This is a genomic window from Rhodococcus sp. CH91 (assembly GCF_022554085.1).
Taxonomy (GTDB): Bacteria; Actinomycetota; Actinomycetes; order Mycobacteriales; family Mycobacteriaceae; genus Rhodococcus.
In genome coordinates this window covers 392245-410611 of record NZ_JAKFYR010000002.1, presented here as the reverse complement: position 1 = coordinate 410611, position 18367 = coordinate 392245, and the positions used below count along the sequence as shown (strand labels likewise).

The following is an 18367-nucleotide window of genomic DNA, read 5'->3' as shown; positions in this document are numbered from 1 at the left end:
ACAGATTGCTTGCGGACTACAAGCAATTATTGCTCGGACGTCACAGCCGGCCACCGAAGCGATCTACATCACACGCGACGTCCGGCCGTCCGGACGTCGCGCTCCGCTCAGCGCGTGAACAGACCGATGCACTCCACATGGTGGGTCGACGGGAAGGCAGCGAACGCCCGCACATCGGCCAGTTCGAATCCGTGCTCCCGGTACAGCCCCACATCGCGTCCGAACGAGGCCGGGTCACATCCGATGTGGACGATCCGGCGGGGGCCCGCCTCCGCCACCGCGGACACCACCTCCCGGCCCGCACCCGCACGCGGCGGGTCGAGCACGACGACCTCCGGCGCGGGCAGATCGGCGACGATCCTCTCCACGCGACCCTGACGGAAGGACACCTGCCCGAGATCCGCGAGAGCATCCGCTCCGTCCTCGACGGCACGCTTGGACGCCTCGACCGAGACGACCTGCCCGGCCGGGCCCACCTGCCCGGCGAGCGCGGCAGCGAACACTCCGACTCCGCCGTAGAGGTCCCAGGCCGTGGCACCCGGGGAAGCCTGCGCCCATTCACTCACCACTGCCGAGTAGGTCGCGGGCGCGCCCCGGTGGGCCTGCCAGAATCCGGTGGGCGACAGCGTCCACTCGCGTCCGCCGACCCGTTCGAGCACGCGTCCCGGTCCCTCGATCACCTTCTCCGCCCGGGGTGCGCTCGCCGCGGCGCGCCGCGAGGCCGCTCCGCGACGCCCCGGACGCCGCGCCGCGGACGCAACCGGGGGCGGTGCGATCTCGACGATATGGCGTCGGCCGTCCCCGTCCAGGACGACCTGCAGCTCCGCTCCCGGTTGCCACACCCGGTCGGCGAGCCCGAGATAGGCGCGGGCATCGATCTGAGGACAGGCCGGGTCGGTCACCACCTCGTTGCTCCGGTACCGCCGGTAGCCCGGATTTCCGGCAACGTCGACAGCGAGGCGGACGCGAGTGCGCCACAATGTCCCGTCGGGTGCTCCGCCGGGTACTTCCTCGACGACGACCTCGCGGTCCACTCCCCCGAGCCGCCGCAACTGTTCCGTCACGACGGCCGCGGTGAACCGGTGCTGGGCGGGGACCGAGGCGTGGGAGAGATCGCAGCATCCCGCGCCACCGGGGCCGGAGATCGGGCAGACCGGCTCGACACGATCCTCCGAGGCCTCGAGGACGTCCACGGCGTCGGCGAAACAGTACGAGCCTCCGCGGTCCTCGGTGACGTGAGCGAAGACCCGCTCACCCGGAAGTCCGTGCCGGACGAAGACCACCCTGCCCTCGAACCGCGCGACGCACGCACCGCCGTGGGCGGGGTTGCCGAGGGTCACTTCGATCCTTCGGCCGGACCAATCGGTGCGGGGGTGTGCCTGACGATTCACCGCGGTTCCTCCTCCTTGTCGAGCTGTGGTCTGCCTACCGGCGCGTCTCCGTCGGGCCGGCCTCCCGGCAACTGGGTGGACGAGCGCAGCTGCCAGGGCACGCTGGTGACCATCACCCCGGGCTGGAACAGCAACCGGCTCTTGAGCCTCAACGCACTCTGGTTGTGGAGCAACTGCTCCCACCAGTGGCCCACGACGTACTCGGGAATGAAGACGGTGACGACGTCGCGGGGAGAATCACGCCGGATCCGCCGGACGTAATCGAGCACGGGCCGGGTGATCTCCCGGTAGGGGGACTCGATCACCTTCAGCGGAACCGTCAGATCACTCTTCTCCCACTCGAGCACCAGGCGCCGGGTGCTCTCGTCGTCGACGTTGACGGTGATCGCCTCGAGCGTGTCGGGGCGCGTCGCCCGAGCATAGGCGAGAGCCCGCATGGTGGGCAGGTGCAGTGTCGAGACGAGCACGATGGAATGCGTACGGCTGGGCAGGACACCGTCCCAGTCCGCACTCTCGAGTTCCGTCGCGACCGTGTCGTAGTGCCGGCGGATCGACTTCATCATCACGAAGCCCGCGATCATGGCGGCCACCGCGATCCAGGCCCCGGCCGTGAACTTGCCGATCAGTACGACGAGGAGAACGGTCGAGGTCGACGCGACACCGACCGCGTTGATCACCTGCGAGCGACGCATCCGCCCTCGCGCGGCGGGATCGGTCTCCGCCCGCAGTTCGCGTGTCCAGTGCCGCACCATGCCGGCCTGTCCGAGACTGAAGGCGACGAACACGCCGACGATGTAGAGCTGGATGAGTCGGGTGACCTCGGCGTCGAACAACCACACGAAGACGACGGCGATGCCGGCGAGGAACAGGATGCCGTTGCTGAAGGCGAGCCGGTCGCCCCGGGTGTGGAACTGGCGCGGCAGATAGCGATCCTGGGCGAGGACGGAACCGAGCACCGGAAATCCGTTGAAGGCCGTGTTGGCGGCGAGCACGAGAATGATCGCCGTGACGGCCGTGACGAGGACGAATGCCGCCGGTAGCCCGCTGAAGATCGTCTGCGCGAGCTGGGCGAGCAGGGTCTTCTGCTCGTAGCCCTCGGGTGCTCCGCGCAGCTGGGTCTCGGGGTGCTCGGCGACGACCACCCCGAGTCGCTCGGCGAGGAAGACCATCCCGAGGAACAGGGTGACCGCGATGCCCCCGAGGACGAGCAGAGTCGTCGCCGCATTGCGCGCCTTGGGCTTCCGGAAGGCCGGCACACCGGTGCTGATCGCCTCCACACCCGTCAGCGCCGCGCACCCCGACGAGAATGCTCGTGCCACCAGCAGGACGAATGCGATCGCCGTGAGATCGGTCTGTTCGGCGACGAGTTCGAAATCCGCCGACTCGGCGCGCAAGTCCTCCCCCAGCACGAAGATCCGGTAGAGACCGCAGCCGAGCATCAGGAACATGGACCCGACGAAGGTATAGGTGAGAACGGCGAACGCTCGTCCGGCCTGCCGGAGGCCGCGCAGGTTCACCGCGGTCAGCACCACGATCGCCGCGACGACGAAGAGCACCTTGTGCTGCGCGACGAACGGAACCGCCGAACCGACGGTCGCCGCTGCGGACGACAGCGAGACGGCCACCGTCAGGACGTAGTCGACGAGCAGCGCACTGCCGACGGTCAGTCCCGCCGTGGATCCGAGATTCTTCGTGGCGACCTCGTAGTCGCCCCCTCCGGAGGGATAGGCACGCACGGTCTGGCGGTAGCCGGCGATGACGATCACGAGCACGAAGGCGACCGCGAGGCCGATCCACGGGGAGAAGGCGTAGGCCGACAATCCCGCGACGGAGAGGACGAGGAAGATCTCCTCGGGGGCGTAGGCGACGGACGACAGGGCGTCCGACGCGAACACCGGCAAGGCGGTGCGCTTGGGCAACAACTCGTGCCCGAGAGTGTCGCTGCGGAACGGCCGACCCAGGAGGAGCCGCTTCGCCGCGGTGGAGAGCTTGGACACGCGCAAAGCCTATGCGGTTCGGGCACCGAAGTACCCCTCGGCCGGGTCGTGGCTTCTCGGACACCGCTACGCGGTACCGTTCGGATCGGCGGTCCGCTGCGGTCCGTCTCGGAACCTCGACCGGAACGGAGTCCGCCGGGTGTACGTGGTGGTGATGGGGTGCGGTCGTGTCGGATCGGCGGTGGCGACCGCGCTGCTCCGGCTCGGCCACGAGGTCGCGGTCATCGACCGTGACGAGACGGCGTTCGGGCGGCTGGGGAACGACTTCTCCGGGCGCACCGTGCTCGGTATGGGTTTCGACCGGGACGTCCTGATCTCGGCAGGCATCGAGCGCGCCGACGCCTTCGCCGCCGTGTCCTCCGGTGACAACTCGAACATCATCTCGGCGCGGCTCGCGCGCGAGATCTTCGGGGTCGAGCGGGTCGTCGCGCGGATCTACGACGCGAAGCGCGCTGCCGCCTACGAGCGGCTCGGGATCCCCACGGTGGCCACGGTGCCGTGGACGACCGACCGGTTCCTGCACGCTCTCACCCACGACAGCGAGACCGCCCGCTGGCGTGATCCCACGGGATCGGTGGCGATCGCCGAGGTCGACATCCACGAGGGATGGATCGGCCGGCGGGTGACCGACCTCGAGGACGCCACCGGATCCCGGGTCGCCTTCCTGATCCGATTCGGTACGGGGCTGCTGCCCGATCGCAGGACGGTGCTCCAAGCCGACGATCGCGTCTACATCGCGGCCGTCTCGGGTTCCGTCGCGGAGGCGATCACGCGGGCCGAGAACGCACCGGTCGACGAGAACTGACAGTCCGCCGAGAGGAACCTGGATGAAGGTGGCAATCGCCGGCGCAGGCGCCGTCGGACGCTCGATAGCTCGGGAACTCCTGCGTAACGAGCACGAGGTGATGCTCGTCGAACGCAAACTCGAGCACGTCGAGCCCGAGTCCGTACCCGAGGCGACCTGGGTCCACGCGGACGCGTGCGAGCTCAGTTCGCTCGAATCGACCGGCCTCGAACAGTACGACGTCGTCATCGCAGCGACCGGAGACGACAAGGCCAATCTCGTTCTCAGTCTCCTCGCGAAGACGGAGTTCGGCGTTTCCCGAGTCGTGGCGCGGGTCAACGATCCGCGCAACGAATGGCTGTTCGACGAGTCGTGGGGCGTGGACGTCGCCGTGTCCACCCCGCGAATGCTCGCTGCCCTGGTCGAGGAGGCCGTCACCGTCGGTGATCTCGTGCGGTTGATGACGCTGCGCAAGGGCGCGAACCTGGTGGAGGTCACCCTCCGCGACACCACCGCGCTCGCCGGTAAGCCCGTTCGGAAGCTGGACCTGCCCCGCGACGTCGCTCTGGTCACGATCCTGCGGGGCGGTCGAGTGATCGTTCCGCAGCCGGACGATCCGCTCGAAGGTGGGGACGAGTTGTTGTTCGTCGCCGCGGAGGACGTCGAGGACGATCTTCGGCGGGCGGTGAACCGCTAGTCGCGGGAGCTGCTCGGCAGTTCGCCGTCCACCTTCTCGGCAGGTGGCGGCTCCACCACGCGGTCGGCGCGCCGCACGGCCCAGAGCGTGACCAGGAGCGCCAGGGCGGTCAGTGGCCAGCCCATACCGATACGCGCGACGGCGAGCCATCCCGTCCGGTCCTCGTCGTAGAGGTGGTTCTGCACGAGATACCGGCCGAGGAACACCAGGGTCCATGCGAGTGTGGCGATGTCGTAGGCACGCACCGCGATCGGATGCGACCGCCATCGCGAGCCCTGGCCGTTGAGCATCCCCCAGATCAGCCCGACCAGCGGTCTGCGGACGAGCACCGACAGCAGGAACGCACCGCCGTAGACGAGGCTCGCGTAGATGCCGAAGAGGAAGTAGCCCTTCGCATCTCCGGTTCGATACGCGATGAACGCGCACAGCGCGACCCCGAAGAAGCCCGAGATCGCGGGCTGGATCGGAGTGCGCTGGATCAGGCGCCACAGGAGGACACCCACCGCCACGCCGATCGCGGCCCAGATCGCCGGCGTGAGCCCCCACAGACTGTTGACGGGGACGAAGACCAGCACCGGTACCGTCGAGGAGATCAACCCGCTGATCCCACCGAGTTGTTCGAGCATCGTCTGCTGGCTGGTGTCGCTCACTCCTACGAGGGTGCCACATCGGGCGACGGCCGACGACTCCCGAGGCCCGGGCTCAAGCCGGATCGCGCAGCTCGTAGTAGGGGTTGTAGATCACCTTGCGTCCGTCGCGTTCACCGACGCGCCCACGGACCGTCAGGGTACGTCCCGGTTCGATTCCGGGGATGCGGCGACGGCCGATCCACACGAGCTGGATCGAGTCGGTCCCGTCGAAGAACTCGGCCTCGACGACGGCGGCAGCCGCACGCGAGCAGGACTCGACACTGCGCAGCCGCCCGTACATGGTCACTTCCTGACCGCGTGTACATTCGATCACAGGGAGCGCCCCTGTGGAGTGCGACGATTCGGCCATCTCCTCGGCGTCGAGTTCTTCGATGTCCTCGGTGAGCCGCCGCGTGAGCCGACGCAGATAGCCGGCCGGGGAAGCCATAGCACGCTCCTGTACGGAAGGGGCACGGATCGCGTGCCACCGGATGTTTCTTCGATCGCCACTGTAGACGCATTCGCAGTAAGTACAAGCTGCACGGTGCCGCCTCTCGCGGACGGGCCGCGACCTGCTGCCCACGAACGGCCTTGCGGCAGGATCGTGCGCATGTCGCACACAGGATCGCCCCTTTCCCCGTCGGCCGAGGCGCTGTCATCCGAAGCGGTAGGCCTGCGCGTCCAGACCGCCGTCCTCCTGCCGGGCACCGGTTCCGATGCGCACTTCGTGGACACGGCGTTCGGACCCGAACTCCGGCGCCGGGGTATCGCGGCGATCGCCGTCGACCCGGATCCGCGCGCCGTGATCGCCGGGTATGTCGCCGCACTCGACGAGGCGGCGGCGCGTGGCCCGATCCTCGTCGGCGGTGTCTCGCTCGGCGCTGCTGTCGCCCTGCGGTGGGCGCACGACAATCCCACCCGCACCTTCGGGGTTCTGGCCGCCCTTCCGGCCTGGACCGGCGACCCGGCCGAAGCGCCGGCAGCGGCGAGCGCTCGCTGGACGGCCTCCGAACTGCGCGCGCACGGGCTCGCGGCCGTGACCGCGGCGATGGCGGCGTCCAGTCCTGCCTGGCTCGCACGGGAGCTCACCCGCTCATGGCACGCGCAGTGGCCCGATCTTCCCGCCGCGCTGGACGAAGCGGCGCGCTATCGCGCTCCCGACGTCGAGGAACTACGAGCGGTGCGGACACCGGTCGGGATCACCGCGGCGGTGGACGACGCCGTGCACCCCGTGGAGGTCGCGCGGCAGTGGGCACGCGAGCTCCCGAAGGCGGAACTGACGACGGTGACCCTCGCCCGGGTAGGTGAAGACCCCGCCGTTCTCGGCAGAAGCTGCTGCGCGGCTCTCGATCGGCTCGTGCCTGCCGAGACGGGGAGGTCGTCCGGCTCCTAGAAGCCGAGTTGCTGCATGGCCGAGCCGGACTCGCCGCGACGCGGCGGAGTCGCGGGCGGCGGCACCGGCGCTGCGGGGCGAGGCCGGGGGGCAGGCGCGGCATTCTCGGGCCGGGGGACGGGCGGCGCACCCTGGGGCCGCGGCGCCTGCGCACCGGCCTGCGGCGGGGCGCCGGCCGTGTTCCGAGGGGCGGCCTGACCACCCTGCTGCCTTGCGGCGAGCTGCTGTTGTTGAGCCGCGGCGAGCTGCCGGGCCAGAGCTTCCGGAAGCACGATCGGGAGGGGCGTGCGGACCGGATGGGGGTCGGATCCTCGACGGACCACGGTCCCGGACAGCACCGCTCGCGCGGTCCGCGCGAGTTCGGACTCGGCTCCGGCGTTACCGGGAGGGCCCGCGACGACACAGCGGATCATCCACCGGAAGCCGTCGACACCGATGAAACGCAGATCCGCGTTCGCGGTTCTGCCGTGCAGTTCCCGGCCCCAGGGCCCGGATTCGATACTGACCTCGGCGTTGTCGTTGCGCAGGGTCTCGGCGAGTTCGGCCGCGACCTCGCGCCACTGGCCGGGCGACTTCGGCGCGGCGTACGCGGAGACGGTGATGCGTCCGTGCTGGGTGACCAGGTGCACGTTCTGCGGGGCACCGTTCGGTGCCATCTCGACCTGGATCTGTCCTCCGGCCGGCACCGGGACGAGGACCGACCCGAGATCGAGACGGGAGGCGCCCACCGACTCCTCGTCGACCTCGTCGATGTCGTAGGGGCCGGACTCGGGGGCGCTCCCGGTGGCGTAGTCGTCGTATCCGGTGTCCGACAGGTCGTCCTGTGCGTCGAGATACGACTCGGCCGCACCGGCCTCGCCCTCTCCGGTAGTCGCTCCGCGGCCCTTGCGGCGTCGTCCGAACATGTCAGGAACCCTCCTTCACGAGGCCCGCGTGCCCGCCGCTCGACCCGTATCCGCCGCTGCCCCGGGCAGTGTCGTCGAGTTCGTCCACCTCCACGAAATCGACGAGTTCGACCCGCTGGACGAGCAGTTGCGCGATGCGATCGCCCCGGCGTAGTTCGACGGCGTGCTCGGTGTCGTGGTTGATCAGGCACACCTTGATCTCCCCACGGTATCCCGCGTCGACCGTTCCGGGCGTGTTCACGACCGAGAGCCCGAACTTCGCGGCGAGGCCGGAACGCGGGTGGATCAATCCGACGGTCCCGACCGGCAGCGCCACGGCGATCCCGGTGCCGACGAGTGCCCGCTCTCCCGGTCGCAGGGTCACATCGACCGAAGTACACAGGTCGACCCCGGCATCACCCGGATGGGCACGCGTGGGCACAGGGAGCTCCGGATCGAGCCGGCGCAGCGGAATCGGGGGAAGATCGGTCACGTGCACCGAGACTACTCGCGTGCCGGGGCGCTTCCCCGAGGCGACTATCCTTACGGTGTGTCTCGATCCTCGCGCGCGTCAGCGACAACACCGTCGGCAACCGGCACCCCGATATTCTCCGAGCGGATGTGGGTGCCGTGGTACTGGTGGCCCATCGGACTCGGCGTGGCCGCCCTCCTCGCGGCCGAGCTGCACATGGGAGCTCCGGGGATGTACGCCTGGCTCCCCTACGTACTTCTGCTGCCGGTGTCGATCTGGGCTCTCCTCCGGCTTTCCCGGAGCAAGGTCGAGGTGGTCGACGGTGAACTCGTCGTCGGTCGCGCGCACCTGCCCGTCGAGGTGGTCTCCCGTGGAGTGGTCGTCCCCGCCTCCGCGAAGAGCGCCGCGATGGGCCGCCAGCTCGATCCGGCGGCCTTCGTCCAGCATCGCCCCTGGGTGCGGACCATGGCTTTGATCGTGCTCGACGATCCGGAGGATCCCACGCCGTACTGGCTGGTCAGTACCCGGCGGCCGTCCGAACTGCTCGCTGCGCTCGGCTGCGGCGAGTCACCGGAGAAGTAGACCGCTGCAGACCAAGACACCGGCCCCCGCGTTGCCGGGGGGCCGGTGCATGCCGGAGGCTCCTGCGGAGCCGGTGTATACCTCGGGCACGCCGGGACGGCCTCACGGGCGACCACACCGAGGTGGTCGCCCGATCGCGTATCGAAGGCGTGTTCACGCCGCGCAACCGCGGCAGGAACTCATGCCGCGCAGTCGCGGCAGATCAGGACACCGTTCTCCTCGCTCGCGAGTCTGCTCCGGTGGTGCACCAGGAAACAACTCGAGCACGTGAACTCGTCGGCCTGCTTCGGAACGACACGCACCGACAGTTCTTCTCCGGAGAGATCCGCCCCGGGCAACTCGAAGGACTCGGCGGTATCCGATTCGTCGACGTCCACGACAGCGGACTGCGCCTCGTTACGCCGGGCCTTCAGTTCCTCGAGTGAATCCTCCGACACATCGTCACTGTCGGTCCGCCGCGGTGCGTCGTAGTCAGTCGCCATTTCCTCTTACCTTCTAGTACTCGTGCCGGTGGCCGGCCGGGACACGGACGGTGCTCCCGGCCAAGGCAACGCACGACCGTCCGTTGGAGTTCCCGACGGGTGTGCCGAACTCACACGACATACCCGAATTCACTCTGCTTTCTCGCCGTACCGCTGGTTCTTCCACGGTTCGGCCGCCGAACAATAGCCGACCGCGCGGGTGAATATGCAATCGATGGGCAGGACCGCCGGAAATTGTCGGGTAATCGTCATCAACGCCACAGCGGCTCGTGACATTTCCTTCGGGTCGGCGGTTCCCCTGCCCGAGGGCCGGACCTCTACAGTGAGTGCGACGATTCCGGCACCAGGACGAGAGGCAGGGCCGCGTGGTTTCCCTGATCACCGAAGGAAGCGCTACCGACGATCGCGGCCGCCCGTTCCGTCGGCGCCGCCTGGTCCCGGCAGCGGTCGCCGGCGCCGTTCTCGCTGCCGCCACGATCGTCGTGTGGACCTCGGTGTTCAGCAGTGCGGAACCCGTCACGACCACGGTCGCGTGCAACGCTCCTCCGAGCGAATCCACCGATCCGGACGGCCCCGTTCCGGCTCCCCTGGGCGATGTGGTGGACCGATCCACGCTGCTCGAGGTCGAACCGGCACCTCTCGCCGCGACGCGCGTGCGGGTCTTCAACGCGAACGGTGAACGCGGTCAGGCCACCCACGTGGCCGCCCAGCTGAGCGACTACGGGTTCTCCAGCCCACCGGACGTGCAGGCCGGAAACGATCCCGTCTATGTGGACCAGAACATGCAGTGCCAGGGTCAGATCCGGTTCGGCGAGGCCGGCCGGGCGGCCGCGTCGTCGGTGTGGCTCGTCGCCCCCTGTGCGGAGTTGGTGCAGGACACGCGTGAGGACGACACCGTGGACCTGGCGCTGGGCACGTACTTCCGGGACATCTCGCCCGGCGCAGACGCGGAAGAGGTCCTCCGGGCGCTTCGCGAGGTGCCGCCCGGCGAGGAGACCGCCCCCCTCGATCTCGATCTGCTCACCGCAGCCCGCTCCGCGCGATGCTGAAAGTATTTTCACAGACCATGCATTTTGTTTTTTGTCACAACGAGTAATGAATGTGCCACACATCAAATTCCGACAGTGACAAATCGGTCAATTCGGAATGTCGTTCGAGGCGCCGATTTCGTCGAGCAGAGTTTCGAATTCCGCAGCGATGCCCGGCGCGACGGCGACCGTGATCTCCCCGTCCTCCCCCCGCCCGGCGGGGAGCCGTACCACCGCACCTGCCTCCGCGGCGACGAGCGCGCCTGCCGCCCAGTCCCACGGGCTGAGTCCGTGCTCGTAGTGGGCGTCGACCCTTCCCGCCGCAACCATGCACAGATCGAGCGCAGCCGCACCGACACGGCGGATGTCCCGGACCCGGGGTAGCAGCGCGGCCACCAGCTCACCCTGACGCGCTCGCCGCTGCGCGGAGTACGAGAAACCGGTCGCCACGAGGGCGAGCCGGGGGTCGGTCACCGGATTGCAGCGCAGCGGGACCCGGCGTCCCTCCGTCTCGAGCCACGCCCCGGAACCTTCCGCTGCCGAGAAGGTCTCCCCCGAGGCGATATCGACGACGGCACCCGCCACCGAGCGCCCGTCGACCCGTGCGGCCACCGACACCGCCGAGGCGGGGAGCCCGTACACGAAGTTCACAGTCCCGTCGATGGGGTCGACCACCCAGACGACGCCGCTCCCGGACGTCCCTTCGTCGCCGCCGGTCTCCTCCCCCAGGAAGGCGTCACCCGGCCGCAGTTCCGCCAGCCGGCGCCGGATCAGCGCCTCGCTCTCGGTGTCGGCCGCCGTGACCGGATCGGTCGCCGTCGATTTCGTCCCGATGCGGGCGGCCTCCCCCGAACCGGGAGGGCCGAACAGCTCGACACGGCGGGCACGCACATAGACTGCGGCCTCTCGCGCGACGGTCACCGCAACATCCCTCAGGGCGGTCCACTCGGATTCTGACGAAGATCTGTCTGCGTGCACGAATCGATCCGAACACAGCGCCGATCGTTTCGCCAGTGAGGGCCGCATCGGGCTGCGCCAGACACTATCGTTGCCACACGGGCGAAGCAGCCGGCCGAATCTGCGAGAGGAAACATCTGATGGCACAGGACGTTCCCACGGGACGATCGAATCCGACCGATCTCGGGTTCGGTGTCGACGTCGGGGGAAGCGGCGTCAAAGGTGCCGTGGTGGATCTGAACACCGGAAGCCTGGTCGGCGACCGGATCAAGATCCTCACACCGCAGCCGTCCACCCCGGAGGCCGTGGCGCAGACGGTGGCACAGATCGTCGAGCGGGCCGGCTGGTCGGGCCCGGTCGGAGTGACCCTGCCGAGCGTGGTCACCGGTGGTGTCGCCCGCACCGCAGCCAACATCGACAGGTCCTGGATCGGCACCGACGCCCGAGCGCTCTTCACGCGGGCACTCGGCACTCCGGAGGTCTCGGTGCTCAACGATGCGGACGCTGCGGGGCTCGCCGAGGACCGCTTCGGGGCGGCGAAGGACACCGACGGTGTCGTCGTGCTCCTGACCTTCGGGACAGGTATCGGGTCGGCGGTGCTGCACAACGGCGACCTGCTCCCGAATACCGAGTTCGGCCACATGGAGGTCGACGGCAAAGAGGCGGAGCATCGTGCCGCCTCCTCGGTGAAGGAACGCCACGACCTGTCCTACAAGCAGTGGGCGAAAGAAGTCTCGCGGGTGCTCGTCCGGTTCGAGAACCTGCTGTGGCCCGACCTGTTCATCGCCGGCGGCGGAATCAGCCGCAAGCACGAGAAGTGGATTCCTCTGCTGACGAACCGCACCCCCGTGGTTCCCGCCGAACTGCGCAATGCGGCCGGGATCGTGGGAGCGGCCTATGCTGCGAAAACAGGCCTCACTCCCTGAGTCCGGCGCATCGCTCGGCCGAGGGATCGTTACAATGGTCCACAGCCGGCCGGAACCGGCCCTCATCCCGACAGACCTCTCCGCCGGAGCAACTCTGGCGCGACGCCGCACTACCTCGTCACGAAAGGGCGTACGTGGCAGCCACCGAAATCCACACCGCTGATTCCGCACACGAATCGGCACCCGTTGCTGACGCTTCCAGCGTCGCAGGCGCTGCGGACTCAGCGGAGGGCACCGCACCGAGTGCGAACCCGCCGGCGAAGAAGACCGCGGCCAAGAAGGCCCCCGCGAAGAAGGCAGCAGCCAAGAAAGCTCCTGCGAAGAAGACAGCAGCCAAGAAGACCACCGCGAAGAAGGCCGCTGCGAAGAAGGCCACCAAGTCTGCGGGTGCGGGCGAAGAGGACTTCGACGGGGCCGAGGAAGCGGATCTCGCCGATCTCGAGATTTCGGAGGGCGACCTCGCCGTCGCCGAGGATGTCGTCGTCGAAGACGACGAGCCCAGCGAGAAGGACAAGGCTTCCGGAGACTTCGTCTGGGACGAGGAGGAGTCCGAAGCGCTGCGTCAGGCACGCAAGGACGCCGAACTCACCGCCTCGGCCGACTCCGTGCGCGCCTACCTCAAGCAGATCGGTAAGGTCGCGCTCCTCAACGCCGAGGAAGAAGTCGAACTGGCCAAGCGCATCGAGGCCGGTCTCTACGCGACGTACATGCTGCAGCAGCTCGCGGAGAAGGGTGAGAAGCTGCCGGTCGCCCAGCGCCGCGACCTGAACTGGATCTGCCGCGACGGCAACCGCGCCAAGAATCATCTGCTCGAGGCCAACCTCCGCCTCGTCGTGTCGCTGGCCAAGCGGTACACCGGTCGCGGCATGGCCTTCCTCGACCTCATCCAGGAAGGCAACCTCGGCCTGATCCGCGCGGTCGAGAAGTTCGACTACACCAAGGGTTACAAGTTCTCCACCTACGCCACATGGTGGATCCGGCAGGCGATCACCCGTGCGATGGCGGACCAGGCCCGCACCATCCGCATCCCGGTGCACATGGTCGAGGTCATCAACAAGCTCGGGCGTATCCAGCGCGAGCTGCTCCAGGATCTCGGTCGCGAGCCCACCCCCGAAGAGCTCGCCAAGGAAATGGACATCACGCCCGAGAAGGTGCTGGAGATCCAGCAGTACGCGCGTGAACCCATCTCCCTCGACCAGACGATCGGCGACGAGGGCGACAGCCAGCTCGGTGATTTCATCGAGGACTCCGAGGCGGTCGTCGCTGTCGACGCCGTGTCCTTCACCCTGCTGCAGGACCAGCTCCAGTCCGTCCTGGAGACCCTGTCCGAGCGTGAGGCCGGCGTCGTGCGGCTGCGCTTCGGCCTCACCGACGGCCAGCCCCGCACCCTCGACGAGATCGGTCAGGTCTACGGCGTGACGCGTGAGCGTATCCGCCAGATCGAGTCGAAGACCATGTCGAAGCTGCGCCACCCCTCACGGTCGCAGGTGCTGCGCGACTATCTCGACTGACATCTCCACGAACACGAGCACGAGGGCCGTCCTGCGGGACGGCCCTCGTGCTCGTTCGGGATCGGTGGCGCAGAACCGCTAGAGAAGATCGGGTTCGTCACCGGGAATCCGTCGTTTCGTCGCTCCACCCGGCAGCCGTGCCGCCACCCCGCGCATCACGGGTTCGACGACCCGCGCCGCGATCGGGCCGAGCACCGCGGTGATCATCACGTAGGCGGAGGCGATCGCTGCGAGGCGGCTGTCGACGTGACCCGAGGTGACGGCGAGCCCGGCGATCACGATGGAGAATTCGCCGCGGGCGATGAGCGCGGCACCCGCGCGGGCTCGGCCCATCACTGCGATTCGATGCTGTGCGGCCGCGATCCACCCGGTGAGGAATTTCGTCAGCGAGGTCAGCACCGCCAGGAGAACGGCCCAGCCGAGCACCGGGGGTATCGCTGTCGGGTCGGTGTTCAGGCCGAAGAACACGAAGAAGATGGCCGCGAACAGATCCCGCAGCGGTTCGAGGACACGCACCGCGTTGTGCGCCGTCGAACCGGAGATCGCGATGCCCAGCAGGAACGCGCCGACGGCAGCCGAAACCTGCAGTGCGGAGGAGATCCCGGCGACGAGCAACGCCGCCCCGAGCAGTTTGAGCAGCAGCGTCTCCCGGTCGGGACTGTCGAGCACCACCGAGATGTACCGGCCGAACCGGAGTACCAGTACGAGCACCACGGTGACGAGACCGAGCGAGATCGCCACGGCCTCGAGCCCGCCGAGCAGACTCACGCCCGCGAGGATCGCGGTGAGCACCGGGAGATACACCGCCATGGCCAGATCCTCGAAGACGAGGATCGACAGCACGACCGGCGTTTCGCGGTTACCGAGGCGACCGAGGTCGGCGAGGACCTTCGCCACGATGCCGGAGGACGAGATGTAGGTGACGCCGGCGAGCACGAACGCACCGACCGGGCCGAGCCCCAGGATCAAGCCGACCGCGGCTCCCGGTGTGGCGTTCAGGGCGACGTCGATCAGTCCGGCCATCCGCGACCGGCGCAGGCCGGTGATCAATTCGTTTGCGGTGTATTCGAGTCCGAGAAGCAGAAGAAGCAGGACCACGCCGATCTCGCTCGCGACATGACTGAACGCGCTGATGTCGCCGAGCTGGATGAAACCGCCGTTGCCGAAACACAGTCCACCGATGAGATAGAACGGGATCGGCGACATGCCGATACGCGCCGCCAGGCGGCCGAGGACACCGAGCCCGAAGAACACCGCGCCCAGTTCGATGAGCGCGAGTGTCGTCGTGTCCATGTGGGCGGATCAGCCGTTGCGCAGGATCCTGGCGGCGGCGTCGAGGCCGTCCGCCGTGCCCACGGCCACCAGGATGTCACCTCCGGTGAGTACGAAGTCGGGTGCGGGAGAAGGCATGACCTGACCTGCCCGCATCACCGCCACGACCGAGACGCCCGTCCGGGTGCGCAGCGCCGTGTCACCGAGCACCGCCCCGTCGAAGCGGGAGTCCTCGTGGAGGTGGAGCTGAGCCGTGACGATGCCGGGCAGATCGCGGTGGTCCTCGCGCAGCTGGGTGACGAGTTGCGGCGCACCGAGCAGATTGCTGAGGGTGGCCGCCTCCTCCACGGTCAGCGGCAACGAGGCGGCACATGCGTCGGGGTCGCCGGCTTTCGAGATGATGAGGTCACTGTGCCCGTCCCGATGGGTGATGACTCCGATGCGGCGGCCGGAGGCCAGTTCGAAGTCCTTGCGCACACCGATTCCGGGAAGCGGCGTCACGTCGACGTTCATGCCGAAAGACTAGTCCTGCGGGCCGACCCCGTCCGCCCCTCGACGTTCGCAGGGCGCGAAACTGCCGTCCGCCCCGGGCTCGTAGACCGTGACCTCCACCACCGCATCCACGGGCAGCGGACCGTAGAGATGCGGGAATCGCATGGACTCCGGATCTTCGGGCACACCGGCTTCGTACCGGACCGGGTGGCCGAGCCGAGCCGGGTCGACGTGCAGCAGCAGCAGATCGGCCCGACCGGAATACAACCGGTTGGCCGGAAGGTGCACCTGGTGGGCGGTGGACAGATGCACGAAGCCCTGCGATTCGAGAGACGGGGGCGCGACGACCCCGTGGCGGCGGGCGCGCTCCCATTCGTCGCGGGAGATGATGTGCAGCAACGTCTCGGCCATAGCGTCATTGTGCTGTCCGAAGCGGCTCCGAGACCCGCGGGCGGGTCTTCCGGGCTGCGCTGTGAGCGAACACACCACGCGGAATACCGGCACGTCGCGGCCTTTTCGCAGCTCGATGCGTGAAACGCACCACCATTGGGCACTCAGGGGAACAACACGTGAATACGAATCGTCTGTCAGAGTAGATCCACCGCGCCAGCCGGTGCGGCGGACCAGACCCCGGCACCCGATGTGAGCGGTGGCCAGTTTGGAGGAGTCATGCCCGGTACGTTGACCAGCCCGAAGTTGACAGCTGCAGATCGCTGCGATCGGTGCAATGCTGCCGCCCGTGTCCGCGCCGTCCTTCCGGCCGGCGGAGAACTCTTGTTCTGCGGGCACCACGCCAACGAGCACACCGACCGCCTCCGTGAACTCGGAGCGACGATCGTGAGCGAGTCCGACGCCACCGTGTGATCCGCCGTCCGGAACCACGCGGTTCCGAGACCCGACCCTGCGAACGGGCGACCACCTTCCGGTGGTCGCCCGTTCGTCGTCGAGGGGGTCGCTCACCGGCTACCCGAGCGGGTCGCTCACCAGCTGCGCAGGATCGCGATCCGGTCGCGCAGTTGTTCGGCGGTGGCCAGCGCCGTCGGCGGTCCACCGCACTGGCGCCGTAGTTCCCCGTGGATCACCCCGTGCGGTTTCCTCGTCCGATGGTGAACGACCGCGACCAACGAGTTGAGCTCGCGCCGCAACTGGGCGAGGGTGTCGGCGGTCTCGACCCGTTCGGTCACCTGGGGTGGCGGGCTCGGCGCCGGCGGAGCCTTCGGCTTGTCGAGTTGCTGTTGCTGGCGCTGACGCAGGAGGGCCCGCATCTGCTCGGCATCGAGCAGACCGGGCAGTCCCAGATAGTCGGCCTCCTCGTCGGAGCCGGCGAATGTCGCCGTCCCGAACGAGGATCCGTCGTAGATGACCTGGTCGAGTTCCGCGTCGGCGCCGAGCGAGTGGAACGCTTTCTCGTCCTCCCCCGGTTCGTCCTTGCGGCGGTTGGCGTCGGCGAGCAGCTCGTCGTCGAAGCCTTCCTTGACCCGATGAGGCTTTCCGAGCACGTGGTCGCGCTGCGCTTCGAGCTGGCTGGCGAGGTCGAGCAGGACCGGCACGGAGGGCAGGAAGACGCTGGCGGTCTCCCCCTTGCGCCGTGACCGCACGAAGCGCCCGATCGCCTGTGCGAAGAACAACGGGGTCGACGCACTCGTCGCGTACACGCCTACCGCGAGCCGCGGAACGTCGACGCCTTCGGAGACCATGCGGACGGCGACCATCCACCGCTGGTTGCCGGCACTGAACTGCGAGATCCGCTCGGAGGCCGTGGGATCGTCGGACAGGACGACGGTGGGCATCTCCCCGGTCACCGACTCGAGAATCCTCGCGTAGGCGCGGGCAGTGGTCTGGTCGGTCGCGATGACGAGGCCTCCCGCGTCCGGCATCCCACCGGCGCGCAACTGCTGGAGACGGGTGTTCGCCGCGCCCAGCACGGCAGGTATCCAGTCGCCCTCCGGATCGAGGGCGGTCCGCCACGCCCGGGCCGTCTGCTCGGCGCTGAGGGGCTCTCCCAGGCGGGCGGTGAACTCCTCCCCCGCGCTCGTGCGCCAACGGGCCTCGCCGGAGTACGCGAGGAACACGACGGGGCGCACGACCCCGTCCGCGAGGGCATGGGCGTAGCCGTAGGCATGATCGGCCTTCGACTGCAGCAAGCCGTCCTCGTTCGGCTCGTAGGTGACGAACGGGATCGCACTGTCGTCGCTGCGGAAGGGGGTACCGGTCAGTGCCAGGCGGCGGGTCGCGTCACCGAACGCTTCGAGGATGCCCTCACCCCAGCTCTTCGCGTCACCACCGTGGTGGATCTCGTCGAGAATCACGAGGGTGCGTCGTGCCTCCGTGCGCACCCGGTGCTTGAACGGGTGCGACGCAACCTGCGCGTAGGTCACGACGACACCCTGATAGTCGCTCGACGTCTGCCCCGTGGAGTTGGTGAAGTTCGAATCGAGGGCGATTCCGACCCGGCCCGCAGCGCCCGCCCACTGGTGCTTGAGGTGCTCGGTGGGGGCGACGACGGTGATCTGGTCGACGGTGCGGTCGCGCAGCAGTTCGGAAGCGACCCTCAGCGCGAAGGTCGTCTTGCCCGCTCCCGGGGTCGCGACGGCCAGGAAGTCGCGCGGCTTCGTCGCGAGGTACTTGGTGAGGGCTCGGCGCTGCCAGGCACGCAACTGGGCCGCAGGGGCGGAGGTCGTAGCTTGTCCGACGGTTTCGGTGCTCACCGGTTTCTCGTGCTCCTTGTCCGCTTCGCTCGGGTCGGTCCCACCGCACTCGTCCGGGTTCCGACCGCCATGCAGCCTATCGCCTCGAGCCCCTCGGACCCGCCGAAGCCGCCGCGTCGGCGGGTTCCCCGGCCGCTGCGTGGCAGAATTCGGTGCACCCCA

General features: G+C 68.5%; 20 protein-coding genes. 8 read left to right on the top strand and 12 right to left on the bottom strand.

Annotated features, from left to right (window positions below; genetic code table 11):
• Positions 1-107 precede the first annotated feature (107 nt).
• The gene (locus MOM01_RS05560) at positions 108-1391 is read right to left on the bottom strand and encodes a class I SAM-dependent RNA methyltransferase (protein ID WP_241384387.1); all 1284 of its coding nucleotides are present in this window, start codon (positions 1389-1391) and stop codon (positions 108-110) included.
• Positions 1388-3388 carry an APC family permease gene (locus MOM01_RS05555; RefSeq protein WP_241384386.1) on the bottom strand — a complete coding sequence of 667 codons (2001 nt, stop codon included), beginning with the start codon at positions 3386-3388 and terminating at the stop codon, positions 1388-1390. Before MOM01_RS05555 ends, MOM01_RS05560 begins: the two co-directional genes overlap by 4 nt.
• Positions 3389-3527: 139 nt before the next feature.
• Here MOM01_RS05555 and MOM01_RS05550 point away from each other — a divergent pair, with 139 nt between their 5' ends.
• The gene (locus MOM01_RS05550) at positions 3528-4193 is read left to right on the top strand and encodes a potassium channel family protein (RefSeq protein WP_241384385.1); all 666 of its coding nucleotides are present in this window, start codon (positions 3528-3530) and stop codon (positions 4191-4193) included.
• Between the two features lie 22 nt (positions 4194-4215).
• Positions 4216-4869 carry a potassium channel family protein gene (locus MOM01_RS05545; protein WP_241384384.1) on the top strand — a complete coding sequence of 218 codons (654 nt, stop codon included), beginning with the start codon at positions 4216-4218 and terminating at the stop codon, positions 4867-4869.
• On the opposite strand, the gene MOM01_RS05540 is transcribed toward MOM01_RS05545, so the two are convergent.
• Positions 4866-5519, bottom strand: a complete 654-nt coding sequence (locus tag MOM01_RS05540; protein ID WP_241384383.1) for a DUF3159 domain-containing protein — start codon at positions 5517-5519, stop codon at positions 4866-4868. The genes MOM01_RS05545 and MOM01_RS05540 overlap by 4 nt on opposite strands.
• Before the next feature lie 52 nt (positions 5520-5571).
• Entirely contained in the window at positions 5572-5946 is a 375-nt protein-coding gene (locus tag MOM01_RS05535; RefSeq protein WP_241384382.1) for an OB-fold nucleic acid binding domain-containing protein, read from the bottom strand.
• A gap of 162 nt (positions 5947-6108) precedes the next feature.
• On the opposite strand from MOM01_RS05535, the gene MOM01_RS05530 reads away from it, so the two are divergent.
• Complete coding sequence (locus MOM01_RS05530; protein ID WP_241384381.1) at positions 6109-6891, top strand: alpha/beta fold hydrolase; 783 nt, start codon at positions 6109-6111, stop codon at positions 6889-6891.
• On the opposite strand, the gene MOM01_RS05525 is transcribed toward MOM01_RS05530, so the two are convergent.
• On the bottom strand, positions 6888-7796 hold the full coding sequence (locus tag MOM01_RS05525; protein WP_241384380.1) for a DUF3710 domain-containing protein: 909 nt from the start codon (positions 7794-7796) through the stop codon (positions 6888-6890). The genes MOM01_RS05530 and MOM01_RS05525 overlap by 4 nt on opposite strands.
• A 1-nt stretch (position 7797) precedes the next feature.
• Positions 7798-8268 (bottom strand): dUTP diphosphatase, encoded by a 471-nt coding sequence (gene dut / locus MOM01_RS05520; RefSeq protein ID WP_241384379.1) that lies wholly within the window; start codon positions 8266-8268, stop codon positions 7798-7800.
• A 126-nt stretch (positions 8269-8394) separates the two neighbouring features.
• On the opposite strand from dut, the gene MOM01_RS05515 reads away from it, so the two are divergent.
• The gene (locus tag MOM01_RS05515; RefSeq protein ID WP_241384378.1) at positions 8395-8829 is read left to right on the top strand and encodes a DUF3093 domain-containing protein; all 435 of its coding nucleotides are present in this window, start codon (positions 8395-8397) and stop codon (positions 8827-8829) included.
• A gap of 179 nt (positions 8830-9008) precedes the next feature.
• On the opposite strand, the gene MOM01_RS05510 is transcribed toward MOM01_RS05515, so the two are convergent.
• Positions 9009-9311, bottom strand: a complete 303-nt coding sequence (locus tag MOM01_RS05510) for a DUF4193 domain-containing protein (protein ID WP_241384377.1) — start codon at positions 9309-9311, stop codon at positions 9009-9011.
• 365 nt (positions 9312-9676) lie between these two features.
• Between MOM01_RS05510 and cei the strand changes: the two genes are divergently transcribed.
• On the top strand, positions 9677-10360 hold the full coding sequence (cei, locus tag MOM01_RS05505; protein ID WP_241384376.1) for an envelope integrity protein Cei: 684 nt from the start codon (positions 9677-9679) through the stop codon (positions 10358-10360).
• A gap of 87 nt (positions 10361-10447) precedes the next feature.
• On the opposite strand, the gene MOM01_RS05500 is transcribed toward cei, so the two are convergent.
• Positions 10448-11365: an inositol monophosphatase family protein gene (locus MOM01_RS05500; protein ID WP_374112260.1), complete on the bottom strand. Its 918-nt coding sequence runs from the start codon at positions 11363-11365 to the stop codon at positions 10448-10450.
• A 71-nt stretch (positions 11366-11436) separates the two neighbouring features.
• Between MOM01_RS05500 and ppgK the strand changes: the two genes are divergently transcribed.
• Together ppgK and MOM01_RS05490 are read left to right on the top strand one after the other, a co-directional pair.
• The gene (gene ppgK / locus MOM01_RS05495) at positions 11437-12222 is read left to right on the top strand and encodes a polyphosphate--glucose phosphotransferase (protein ID WP_241384375.1); all 786 of its coding nucleotides are present in this window, start codon (positions 11437-11439) and stop codon (positions 12220-12222) included.
• 134 nt (positions 12223-12356) lie between these two features.
• Positions 12357-13733 carry an RNA polymerase sigma factor gene (locus MOM01_RS05490; RefSeq protein WP_241384374.1) on the top strand — a complete coding sequence of 459 codons (1377 nt, stop codon included), beginning with the start codon at positions 12357-12359 and terminating at the stop codon, positions 13731-13733.
• A 78-nt stretch (positions 13734-13811) separates the two neighbouring features.
• On the opposite strand, the gene MOM01_RS05485 is transcribed toward MOM01_RS05490, so the two are convergent.
• Genes MOM01_RS05485 through MOM01_RS05475 form a run of 3 tightly spaced genes read right to left on the bottom strand, consistent with a single transcriptional unit; the run spans position 13812 to position 15908 of the window.
• Positions 13812-15026, bottom strand: a complete 1215-nt coding sequence (locus MOM01_RS05485) for a cation:proton antiporter (RefSeq protein WP_241384373.1) — start codon at positions 15024-15026, stop codon at positions 13812-13814.
• Positions 15027-15035: 9 nt separating this feature from the next.
• Positions 15036-15518, bottom strand: coding sequence for a cation:proton antiporter regulatory subunit (locus tag MOM01_RS05480; protein WP_241384372.1), 483 nt, complete (start codon positions 15516-15518; stop codon positions 15036-15038).
• 9 nt (positions 15519-15527) lie between these two features.
• A complete protein-coding gene (locus MOM01_RS05475; RefSeq protein WP_241384371.1) occupies positions 15528-15908 on the bottom strand; it encodes a DUF952 domain-containing protein in 381 nt (126 codons plus the stop codon).
• A 258-nt stretch (positions 15909-16166) separates the two neighbouring features.
• Between MOM01_RS05475 and MOM01_RS05470 the strand changes: the two genes are divergently transcribed.
• Positions 16167-16361 carry a DUF7455 domain-containing protein gene (locus MOM01_RS05470; protein ID WP_241384370.1) on the top strand — a complete coding sequence of 65 codons (195 nt, stop codon included), beginning with the start codon at positions 16167-16169 and terminating at the stop codon, positions 16359-16361.
• Positions 16362-16477: 116 nt separating this feature from the next.
• Here the strand turns inward: MOM01_RS05470 and MOM01_RS05465 are convergent, their stop codons facing one another.
• Positions 16478-18205 (bottom strand): DEAD/DEAH box helicase, encoded by a 1728-nt coding sequence (locus MOM01_RS05465; RefSeq protein ID WP_241384369.1) that lies wholly within the window; start codon positions 18203-18205, stop codon positions 16478-16480.
• Positions 18206-18367: the final 162 nt, after the last annotated feature.

Coding starts and splice junctions, on each gene's coding strand:
- MOM01_RS05545 (WP_241384384.1), top strand. CDS start 4,216: ATGAAGGTGGCAATCGCCGGCGCAGGCGCCGTCGGACGCTCGATAGCT.
- MOM01_RS05535 (WP_241384382.1), bottom strand. CDS start 5,946: ATGGCTTCCCCGGCCGGCTATCTGCGTCGGCTCACGCGGCGGCTCACC.
- MOM01_RS05530 (WP_241384381.1), top strand. CDS start 6,109: ATGTCGCACACAGGATCGCCCCTTTCCCCGTCGGCCGAGGCGCTGTCA.
- MOM01_RS05525 (WP_241384380.1), bottom strand. CDS start 7,796: ATGTTCGGACGACGCCGCAAGGGCCGCGGAGCGACTACCGGAGAGGGC.
- MOM01_RS05515 (WP_241384378.1), top strand. CDS start 8,395: ATGTGGGTGCCGTGGTACTGGTGGCCCATCGGACTCGGCGTGGCCGCC.
- MOM01_RS05510 (WP_241384377.1), bottom strand. CDS start 9,311: ATGGCGACTGACTACGACGCACCGCGGCGGACCGACAGTGACGATGTG.
- MOM01_RS05500 (WP_374112260.1), bottom strand. CDS start 11,365: ATGCGGCCCTCACTGGCGAAACGATCGGCGCTGTGTTCGGATCGATTC.
- ppgK (WP_241384375.1), top strand. CDS start 11,437: ATGGCACAGGACGTTCCCACGGGACGATCGAATCCGACCGATCTCGGG.
- MOM01_RS05485 (WP_241384373.1), bottom strand. CDS start 15,026: ATGGACACGACGACACTCGCGCTCATCGAACTGGGCGCGGTGTTCTTC.
- MOM01_RS05480 (WP_241384372.1), bottom strand. CDS start 15,518: ATGAACGTCGACGTGACGCCGCTTCCCGGAATCGGTGTGCGCAAGGAC.
- MOM01_RS05475 (WP_241384371.1), bottom strand. CDS start 15,908: ATGGCCGAGACGTTGCTGCACATCATCTCCCGCGACGAATGGGAGCGC.
- MOM01_RS05470 (WP_241384370.1), top strand. CDS start 16,167: ATGCCCGGTACGTTGACCAGCCCGAAGTTGACAGCTGCAGATCGCTGC.